The sequence below is a fragment of the Saccharomonospora iraqiensis subsp. paurometabolica YIM 90007 genome (assembly GCF_000231035.2).
In the GTDB taxonomy this organism is placed as follows: Bacteria; Actinomycetota; Actinomycetes; order Mycobacteriales; family Pseudonocardiaceae; genus Saccharomonospora; species Saccharomonospora paurometabolica.
This window is the reverse complement of sequence record NZ_KI912210.1, coordinates 64951-73472: the sequence shown is the minus strand read 5'-3', so window position 1 is coordinate 73472 and position 8522 is coordinate 64951. Positions and strand designations below refer to the sequence as shown.

The window sequence follows — 8522 nt, the reverse complement described above, 5'->3', positions numbered from 1 at the left end:
GTGCGCCCAGCCCGGCCACCCCCGTGCCGGTCGCCGAGGGGGACACCGCGGTGACGGCGGGGCAGGGCCGGGTGGTGGGGCGCGACCCGCGCACGGGCGAACCACGCTGGCACTACGCCCGCGATGTCCCGCTCTGCACGGTGGGGGCCGGGTTTTCCCGGGTCCACGCCGTGTACCGCACCGGGCACAACTGCAGCGAGGTGACCCAGCTCGACCCGGGGACCGGGCAGCGGACCGCGCAACGCACCGGCAACGCCGAACACGGGACCCGGCTCGTCTCCGGGGACCGGCATGTGACGACCACGGGCGACCGGCTGCTCAACACCTGGCGCAGCGACCTGGTGAAGACACTGGAGTACGGGCGGGTGCCCGCACCCGTGAACCCGGACCGGCAGCCGAGGACGGGCTGCACCTACGGGACCGTGGCCACCGCCGCCGAACGGGTCGGGGTGATCGAGCGCTGCCCGGACGAGTCCGGGCCCCGGCTCACCGTGCTCAAGGCCGCCGGGGAGGAGGCCGACGTACCGGAGACGGAGTTCAGCAAGATGCTGCCCGCGACCGACGCGGCACTGCTGGCCCTCACCGACGAGGCGGTCGCGGTCGCGCTGCCCCGCGGCGAGGTGCTCGTCTACGGCATGGACGGCATGCACCGGGCGACCCACCCCGTGTCGGTGCCCGGTTCGGAACTGGTCCGCGACCGCCCGGACGGGGTCGTGCCCCATACGCGGGGACGAGGCACCGTCCACGTCTTCACCGGCTCACACACGCTGGCCCTGTCCGCCGACGACCTGACCCCCCGGTGGGCCGCCGAGGGCACCCTCGGGCCGGGCACGGTGTTCGCGGGCCACTCCGTCGTGCCGGTCCGGGGCGGTCTCGCCGTTATAAACGACACCGACGGCGCCACCCTGCGCACCGTCGCCGTGGACCGGCGCGCCCCCGAGGCACCCGTCCGGCTCACGGCGGCGGGACCCGTGCTGCTCGAACAGCGCGGGGACACGGTCGTCGCCCTCCGGTGAACGGTCAGGAGTACCAGAACAGCCACAGCAGCGCCGCGGTGACACCGAGCACCCCGGCCCCGGCCGACGCGGCGGACAGGGACGTGCCGCGGGCGCGGTCGACGACGTGCTGAGCACCCAGTGCCAGGGCACTCCCGCCGAGGTGGCCGACCACCGCGGCCGTGCCGGGCCCCTCGCCGCCCGACCCCCACGCGGCGAGCTGGGCCACGACGACCACCGTCGTCACCACGACCCATCCGGCGGTCAGCGCCCCGGTGAGACCGCGCCAGATCGGCGCGCCCCGCCGTGGTCCGCCTCTGCGAGGGGACGGTCCCGTCATCGCGGGATCCGCCGTGTCGGCACCGGCCATTCCACTCCGTCAATCGTCGTCACGTCGCCGGGGTCAGCAAGTCCCACGGGCGGGCGGCCGGGGCCGCCTCGCGCCCTTCCGGGCAGCTCGGCCGGAACTCGCACCAGCCGCACCGGGGCGCCGGGCGTGCCGGGAACGCCGCATCCGCGTCTCCGCCCGCCTGCAGCGTATCGGTCGCCGCCGCGGTGGCCCCCGCGGTCTCCTCCGCACGCCGGAGGTGCTCGTCCAGACTCTCCCGGGTGTGTTCGGCCGCGGCGACCGTCTGCCCGGGCAGGTGGTGCAGTTCCACCCGCCGGCACGGGGTGCGCAGGGTGTGCGCGACGGCCACGGCGTACAACGCGAGCGCCCGGGACCCCCGTGCCGTGGCCTCGTCGGGGGCGCGCCTGCCGGTCTTGTAGTCAACGACGACGAGCTCGCCGCCCCGCTCGTCGATCCGGTCGACCCGGCCCTCGACGATCAGGGTGGGACTCCCGCCCCCGGGTCCCACCGGGGCCGACACCCACCGTTCGAGACCGACCACGGTGCCCTCCCCCGCGTCCCCGTGCCCGCGCCCGACCAGGTCGTCCCCGGCGTCGGTGGCCGCGTGCCCCGTGTGGTCGGTGTGCCCCGAGTGGTCGGTGTGGTCGTGGTCCGTGTGGTCGGGGGCGTCGTGCCCGGTCGGCAGGCGTCGCCGAACGTATTCGGCCACCCAGCCACGGGCCCGTTCGGCGTACAGCGCGGACTGCGCGGCGTCGGTGAATCCCGCGTCCTGCCAGTGGCGGGTGACGAGCGCGGCGGCGCGTTCCGGTGTCCGGCGTCGGGCGGGGAGCTCATGCACGGCCTTCAGCGCCGCGTGCACCGCGGCCCCCATCGTGTTGTGGGCGAACGCCCCGGCACGCCGGGGAGCGGGCCGGTCGAGGTAGGCGAAGCGGTACCGGCGGGGACAGTCGTCGAAGGCGCCCAGGCGGGCGGGCGTGACCCGCGCCAGCCGCTTCGGTTCGATCCCGAAGTCGAAGCCCAGCTGTTCCATGCGCGTCCCCCGGTCGGCTCGCCCTCCCCGCATCGGCCCGCGGGAACTTCCACGGTAGGGGGACGGGAGGGCCCCGCGAACGCCGGGTCAGGCCCCCTCGACGAAGCCGCGGACGGCGTCGGCGATCAGGTCGACCGCGATCGCCGCGAGCAGCAGTCCCGCGATCTTGGCCAGCAGGGTGATGCCGCTCTCCCGCACGAGTCGGATCACCACTCCGGAGTACCGCATACACACCCACAGCACGAGGTGCGCGGCGACGATCGCCGAGCCCAGTGCGAGGTACCCGCCGGGATCCCCACCGGCCTGCCGGACGAACACGATCGTGGCCGCGATCGCGCCGGGCCCGGCGAGCAACGGGGTGCCCAGCGGGACCAGCGCGACGTTGACGTCCTCGGCCGCCTCGGGTTCGGCGCTGCTCCGGCCGGTCAGCAGGTCGAGCGCGACCAGCAACAGCAGCAGCCCGCCCGCACCCTGCAACGCGGGGATGCCGATGCCCAGGTAGGCCAGCACGACCTCACCCAGCAGCGCGAACAGCGAGATCACCAGCAGGGACACCAGGACCGCCTGCCGCGCGGCCCGGGCGCGGGCGACGGGCGGTTTCCGTCCCACGAGACTGAGGAACACCGGCACGGTCCCCGGCGGGTCCATGATCACCAGCAGGGTGATCGCGGCCTCCAGGAACAGGGTGACGTCGAAGAGGCCGGCGAGGGTCACGATCCGGTCCCGGCTTCTTCCCAGGCTCCCCAGGCACCGCCGACCGGCCGGGTGGCGGGCCCGGTCCCGCCCGCGTTGGCCGAGGCGCGCTCGACGAGCGCGGTGAACTGCGCCGGATCGGTGGTCTCCTGCCCCGGCGTGGCCGACTTGTTGGCACCGTGGTAGTCGCTCGATCCGGTGTGGACCAGGTTCAGCTCGTCGGCGAGGCCGGCCAACCGTGCGCGGGCCGCGGGATCGTGATCGGGATGGTCGACCTCCAACCCGGACAGTCCCCGCCCCGCCAGTGCGGCGACCGTCTCCTCGGTGATCGTCGGCCCCCGGGTGCCCGCGAACGGGTGCGCGAGGACGGTGGCGCCGCCGGCGGCGGTGATCAGGTCGATCGCCGCCTCGACCGGCGTGTCCGCCTTGGCCATGTAGTACTCCCGGCCGGTGGCCAGGTAGCGGTCGAACGCCTCCTGCACCGAGTGCACCAGCCCGGCCCGCACCAGGGCCCGGGCCAGGTGCGGCCTGCCCGCCGCGGTGTCGGTGGGCAGGCCGGCCAGCAGATCGTCCGGGTCGACGGGGAGACCGTCCTCGGCCATCCGCACGGCGATGGCCCGCAGCCGCCCGCGCCGCTCGATACGGAGGCGCTCCTGCTCGGCCACCAGTTCGGGGGCCGTCGGATCGAACAGGTAGGCGAGCAGGTGGACGCTCACCCTGCGGCCCTCGTCGTCCACCGACTCGCAGGACAGCTCCGCGCCCGGAACGAGGGTCAGCCCGGGTGGCAGGGCCTCGGCGGCGGCCCGCCAGCCCGCGGTGGTGTCGTGGTCGGTGAGCGCCACGACGTCGAGTCCGGCGTCCGCGGCGGCACGGACGAGGGCAGCGGGATCGTCCGTGCCGTCCGAGACCGAGGAGTGGGTATGCAGATCGATGCGCACGTCGAGCATTGTCCCGTGTGCCCCGCGGTGCGCGTCACCCCACCATCTTCCTGCCCCTGCGGGCGGCCCGTTGCGCCTTGATCATCGAGAACTTCTCGGCCTGCTTCTGCTTGTCCCCGAACACGAGGTGCGAGATCGTGTCGTAGAAGGCCTCCGGCTTCGGCAGGTACTCGATCTTGTTCAGCGCCTGGATCTGCCCCGCGGACTCGACGACCATCGTCCCGTAGCCGAGGATCCGGCCCAGGAACGGCCGCTCGTAGGTGAGGTCGGTCACCTTGGTGATCGGCATCATGAGTACCTGGGTGGTCCAGACGCCCTTGGTCATCACGAACCGCTTGTCGGTGACGACCAGGCGCTCCACCCACCACTCGATCACCTTGTAGGCGAACCGCAGCACCAGGAACAACGCCACGTACCAGAGGACGTTCTGCAGCATCCACATGGCGACGGGCAGGATGTAGGAGACCATCACGCACACGGCGATCAGGGCGACGGCCTCGAACGTGTCCCAGATGAGACACGACCAGTGCCGCCGTATCCGGATCACCCGCCGCTCGGTGTCGAGCAGGTATTCGTCGGGGTCGCGGGGCGCGAACATCGGCGCAGTCTCCCGCGGATCAGCTGAACACGCTACTGACGAACGTGATCACTGCCTCGGCGGCGTCCTGTAGTGCGGCGAGGATGTTGTCCACGAACCCCGCTGCCTCTCCCGGTCGGGCGATCACGAAGAAGAGGACCAACGCGATACCAGCGAACGTCGCAAGCTTTTTCGCGTTCACAGCGATCAATCCCGTCTCTCGAGTGCGGACCTTCTGGCTTGTGCCACTAAGTTTGTACCGCACCGCGTAGCGTCACCGCAGCAAAGTCCTGCGGGTGGGTCAGTGCACTGCGCGAATCACCGCCGTCGATTACACTCCGTTAAACCATTGGGTGACAAGGAACACGTGCCGGAGCACGACCCGGCGAGGGGCCGGAGGGGGTTGTTCACCGTGCGGCGTGCCGGCGGGGTGCGGTGCGTGGGCGGCGTCGTCCACGACGGCGCGGGCAGGCTGCTGCTCGTGCGGCGTGGCCGGGCGCCCGCGCGGGGCCTGTGGTCGCTGCCGGGTGGGCGCGTGGAACCCGGCGAGTCCGACGCCGAGGCCGTGGTGCGCGAGCTGCGGGAGGAGACCGGACTGACGGTGCGGCCGGGGGTGTTCCTGGGGACCGTCACCCGTGCGCCGTACCGGATCGTCGACTACCGGTGCGTTCCCGAGTGCGGAACGTTACGCCCGGGGGACGACGCCGACGACGCCCGCTGGGTGAACCGCGCGACCCTCGACACCCTGGACCGCACGGGCCTGCTCACCGAGCACCTCACCGAAACCCTCCGACAGTGGGACGCCCTCCCCACCACCTGAACACCCCGCCCCCGGTGCGTCCCGGCATGGTCCCGTGAGGGGCACCTTCCCTGCGTTCAGCGCAGCGAGGGGCACATTCACTGCGTCACACGCAGGGAAGGTGCCCCTCACGGCAAACCCGCGGGGTCAGGAGGCGAGCCAGGTCATGCGGTGGCCGTGCGGGCCGGCCTGGGCCTGGAGCGTGGGGTGTGGGGTGCCGTTCTCCCAGGCGACGGTGCTCAGGGTCATCCGGGCCGTGTGCGCGTAGGACAGGTCGTCCCGGTCGGGCAACACGTGCCGCAGGGCCGACTCGTACTCCTCGGCCGCCACCCACCACAGCGGACGCCGGGCCGCCAGCTCCCCGAGCGCGGCGACGAAGGCCGCCTGCTCCTCGGACGGCAGGTACTTCAGCGCATAACTGGTGTAGACGACGACCGGCAGCTCCTCCGGCACCCGCTGCACGGCCGTGGCCAGGTCGGCCACCGCGTCCCCGGCGAGCAACTCGGGCCGGATCCGACGCTGGGCCGCGGCCGCGGTGCGCAGCAGCCGGATCCGGTCCGGCTGATCGGCCCACACGCACGCCTCCAGCCACGCCAGCTCGTCCTCGTCGGAGACGTCCACCGGGTTGCGGTCCAGCCCGACCCGCGCCTTGACCGACAGCTTCTTCGGCAGCCGGGGCGGCGCGGCGCCCTCGCCCAGGGTGAGCGCGCAGTGCAGCCCGACTGCGGCCTTCGCGGGACCGGAGGTGAGCTGCTCGCCCCCGTCGCACAGGTAGTGGTAGGCGAAGGTGTCCATCCCCAGCAGCAGGCCGGCACTGCACCCGACCTCGACCAGCCCGACCGGGCCGCGCACCCGCGCCGCGACGGCGGCCACGGCGGGGTACAGCACCGACGCCCGGTGGACCTCGTTGGTCTGGGTGAAGCGGGTGGAGATCAGCTCCCGCATCCGGTCGGCGCGTTCGAGGACGAACTCCCGGAACAGCGGCCAGGTGTCGCCGTCGACCCCGTCCAACCCGCCCAGCGACGGGTAGTACCGCGACACCGGGTGGATCGGGTCCGCCTGGACCAGCCGGTGCGCGGCGGCCAGCAGCAGCGTGGGATGCGCGTCGTCGTCGGACGCGGCGGACAACAGCCCGGCCACGTCCGGGTCGTCCGCCGCACGCGCGGCCAGGTGCTCGTACAGCGGGGACAGGCCCGCAGCCTCGTGGGCGGCGAACCGGCGGAACCGCCGCTCGAGTTCGGTCGTGGTGTCGGAATCACTCATGGGCAGCCGCCGGGTGCACCGGCTGTTCGCCTCCTCGGGTTTCACCGTCGACACGCTTCGCGGAATCCGATCGTGGCCGGTCCGCGGCGCGGATCCGTCCACCGCACTCACCCGCCACCGTAGCCGCCCGGCGCGGAAACGGCGGCGCGACACGGCGGCGCGACACGGCGGCGATGTCGATGTGCCGCACACGACTCCGGCGCGCACCGGTGGTAACGCACACCGCCCGGTGGCGATACTCCCCGGGACCGGGGGGTAGGCTTGTCCTCCGGCGCATCCGGGCGCCGGGACCGGACCCCGACCGTGAGGAGGTGAGGACGCAGATGAGTAGTGGTGACAGTCCACTTCCTAGTTCCGCCGGCGTACCCACCTCGGCCGGGATCCGGATGCGGCTGCGCTGAGCAGCATCCGGCGGGCCCGGGGCGGGACGTCGGCGCGTGTCTGTCGTCCTCGTTCGCGACGCGACCCGCCAGGAGACTCCATGCCTGCCATCCCCTCGCTCGGCACGCTGCGTGACCGGGCCGCGAGCCGCAACGGCCGCGGTAACCGCGGTGCCCGCGCCGCCCGCCGTGCCGTACCCACACCGTCGGCCTACGTCGTCGACTGCGGCGTCTACGTCGACGGCGCCCGGCTGCCCGGCGCCTGGACGCACACCGAGGCGATCAACGAGGTCCGTACCCGCGGCGAGGGTTTCGTCTGGATCGGACTGCACGAGCCGAACCAGGAACAGATCCAGGGCATCGCCGACACGTTCGGGCTGCACGAGCTCGCCGTCGAGGACGCCGTGCACGCGCACCAGCGGCCGAAGCTGGAACGCTACGACGACACGCTGTTCATGGTGTTCCGCACCGTGCGCTACGTCGAGCACGACTCCCCCACCACCGCCAACGAGATCGTCGAGTCCGGCGAGCTGATGGCCTTCCTCGGCGCGGACTTCATCATCACCGTCCGGCACGGAAACCACGCCGGCCTGGCGCACCTGCGCCGGGAGCTGGACGCCGACCCGGAACGGCTCGCCGCGGGCCCGGCCACGGTGCTGCACGCCATCGCCGACCACGTCGTCGACCACTTCCTCAACGTCACCGAGCGCATCGAGGACGACATCGACGAGATGGAGACCCAGGTGTTCGCGCCGCGGACACCGGTGACCTCGGAACAGATCTACCTGTTCAAACGCGAGGTGCTGGAACTGCGGCGCGCGGTGCAGCCGCTGGCCACCCCGTTGCGCAAGCTCGCGGACGGCGACACCCGGTTGATCCCGGACGAGGTGCGTTCCTACTTCCGCAACGTGCACGACCACGTCACGACCGCGTCCGAACGGGTCACCGCGTTCGACGAACTGTTGACCACCCTGGTCGACGCCACCCTCGGCAAGATCACCCTCCAGCTGAACTCGGACATGCGCAAGATCACCGCGTGGGCGGCGATCATCGCCGTGCCCACCGCGCTGGCCGGGATCTACGGCATGAACTTCGAGTACATGCCGGAACTGCAACTCCGGTACGGCTATCCGATGATCATCGTGGTCATCCTCGTCGTCTGTCTGACGCTGTACCGGGTCTTCCGCAAGAAGAACTGGCTCTGACCAGCTCCCGCCCCCGACGACGGTGACGACGTCGTCACCGGACCGAGCGCCGATCCGCCTCCCCCGCCGGTGCGGGCCGCACCGCGCCACCCGGGAGACCGACCGTGAACAGGAGTACCGCCATGCCACGGATGCTCACCGACCTGAAGTTCTGGGCCCTGGCCGCCGCGTTGGCGTGGGTGGTCGCGGTGACCGTCACCATCGCGCTCGCCCCGGAGTTCGCCCTCGTCGCGCAGTGACCGGCGCGCAGTGACCGGCGCGCCGGCGCCCGCCCACGGCCGGACGGCACCGGG

General features: G+C 72.5%; 11 protein-coding genes. 4 read left to right on the top strand and 7 right to left on the bottom strand.

Features of this window, described 5'->3' with window-relative positions; translation table 11 throughout:
• Positions 1-1016, top strand: a 1016-nt coding sequence (locus SACPADRAFT_RS0204405) for an Rv3212 family protein (RefSeq protein ID WP_007025433.1), incomplete at its 5' end; no start/stop codon positions are given.
• Positions 1017-1020: 4 nt separating this feature from the next.
• Here the strand turns inward: SACPADRAFT_RS0204405 and SACPADRAFT_RS0204400 are convergent.
• The 6 genes from SACPADRAFT_RS0204400 to SACPADRAFT_RS32215 form a co-directional block, all read right to left on the bottom strand.
• Complete coding sequence (locus tag SACPADRAFT_RS0204400; RefSeq protein WP_233357121.1) at positions 1021-1335, bottom strand: hypothetical protein; 315 nt, start codon at positions 1333-1335, stop codon at positions 1021-1023.
• A 49-nt stretch (positions 1336-1384) separates the two neighbouring features.
• On the bottom strand, positions 1385-2374 hold the full coding sequence (locus SACPADRAFT_RS0204395; RefSeq protein ID WP_007025435.1) for a RecB family exonuclease: 990 nt from the start codon (positions 2372-2374) through the stop codon (positions 1385-1387).
• 87 nt (positions 2375-2461) lie between these two features.
• Complete coding sequence (locus SACPADRAFT_RS0204390) at positions 2462-3088, bottom strand: MarC family protein (RefSeq protein WP_007025436.1); 627 nt, start codon at positions 3086-3088, stop codon at positions 2462-2464.
• Positions 3085-4014 (bottom strand): PHP domain-containing protein, encoded by a 930-nt coding sequence (locus SACPADRAFT_RS0204385; protein WP_007025437.1) that lies wholly within the window; start codon positions 4012-4014, stop codon positions 3085-3087. Before SACPADRAFT_RS0204385 ends, SACPADRAFT_RS0204390 begins: the two co-directional genes overlap by 4 nt.
• Before the next feature lie 25 nt (positions 4015-4039).
• Positions 4040-4603 (bottom strand): PH domain-containing protein, encoded by a 564-nt coding sequence (locus SACPADRAFT_RS0204380; protein WP_007025438.1) that lies wholly within the window; start codon positions 4601-4603, stop codon positions 4040-4042.
• Between the two features lie 19 nt (positions 4604-4622).
• Complete coding sequence (locus SACPADRAFT_RS32215) at positions 4623-4784, bottom strand: hypothetical protein (RefSeq protein WP_007025439.1); 162 nt, start codon at positions 4782-4784, stop codon at positions 4623-4625.
• Between the two features lie 210 nt (positions 4785-4994).
• Between SACPADRAFT_RS32215 and SACPADRAFT_RS0204370 the strand changes: the two genes are divergently transcribed.
• Complete coding sequence (locus SACPADRAFT_RS0204370) at positions 4995-5402, top strand: NUDIX hydrolase (RefSeq protein ID WP_198048265.1); 408 nt, start codon at positions 4995-4997, stop codon at positions 5400-5402.
• A 126-nt stretch (positions 5403-5528) separates the two neighbouring features.
• On the opposite strand, the gene SACPADRAFT_RS0204365 is transcribed toward SACPADRAFT_RS0204370, so the two are convergent.
• Positions 5529-6644, bottom strand: a complete 1116-nt coding sequence (locus SACPADRAFT_RS0204365; protein ID WP_007025441.1) for a DUF2332 domain-containing protein — start codon at positions 6642-6644, stop codon at positions 5529-5531.
• Positions 6645-7125: 481 nt separating this feature from the next.
• On the opposite strand from SACPADRAFT_RS0204365, the gene corA reads away from it, so the two are divergent.
• Positions 7126-8229, top strand: coding sequence for a magnesium/cobalt transporter CorA (gene corA / locus SACPADRAFT_RS0204360; RefSeq protein ID WP_007025442.1), 1104 nt, complete (start codon positions 7126-7128; stop codon positions 8227-8229).
• A gap of 104 nt (positions 8230-8333) precedes the next feature.
• Positions 8334-8468, top strand: a complete 135-nt coding sequence (locus SACPADRAFT_RS34295; RefSeq protein WP_267880009.1) for a hypothetical protein — start codon at positions 8334-8336, stop codon at positions 8466-8468.
• Positions 8469-8522 lie beyond the last annotated feature (54 nt).

Excerpts from the sequence above, each read along its gene's own strand:
- SACPADRAFT_RS0204400 (WP_233357121.1), bottom strand. The coding sequence starts at position 1,335 with ATGACGGGACCGTCCCCTCGCAGAGGCGGACCACGGCGGGGCGCGCCG.
- SACPADRAFT_RS0204395 (WP_007025435.1), bottom strand. The coding sequence starts at position 2,374 with ATGGAACAGCTGGGCTTCGACTTCGGGATCGAACCGAAGCGGCTGGCG.
- SACPADRAFT_RS0204385 (WP_007025437.1), bottom strand. The coding sequence starts at position 4,014 with ATGCTCGACGTGCGCATCGATCTGCATACCCACTCCTCGGTCTCGGAC.
- SACPADRAFT_RS0204380 (WP_007025438.1), bottom strand. The coding sequence starts at position 4,603 with ATGTTCGCGCCCCGCGACCCCGACGAATACCTGCTCGACACCGAGCGG.
- SACPADRAFT_RS0204365 (WP_007025441.1), bottom strand. The coding sequence starts at position 6,644 with ATGAGTGATTCCGACACCACGACCGAACTCGAGCGGCGGTTCCGCCGG.
- corA (WP_007025442.1), top strand. The coding sequence starts at position 7,126 with ATGCCTGCCATCCCCTCGCTCGGCACGCTGCGTGACCGGGCCGCGAGC.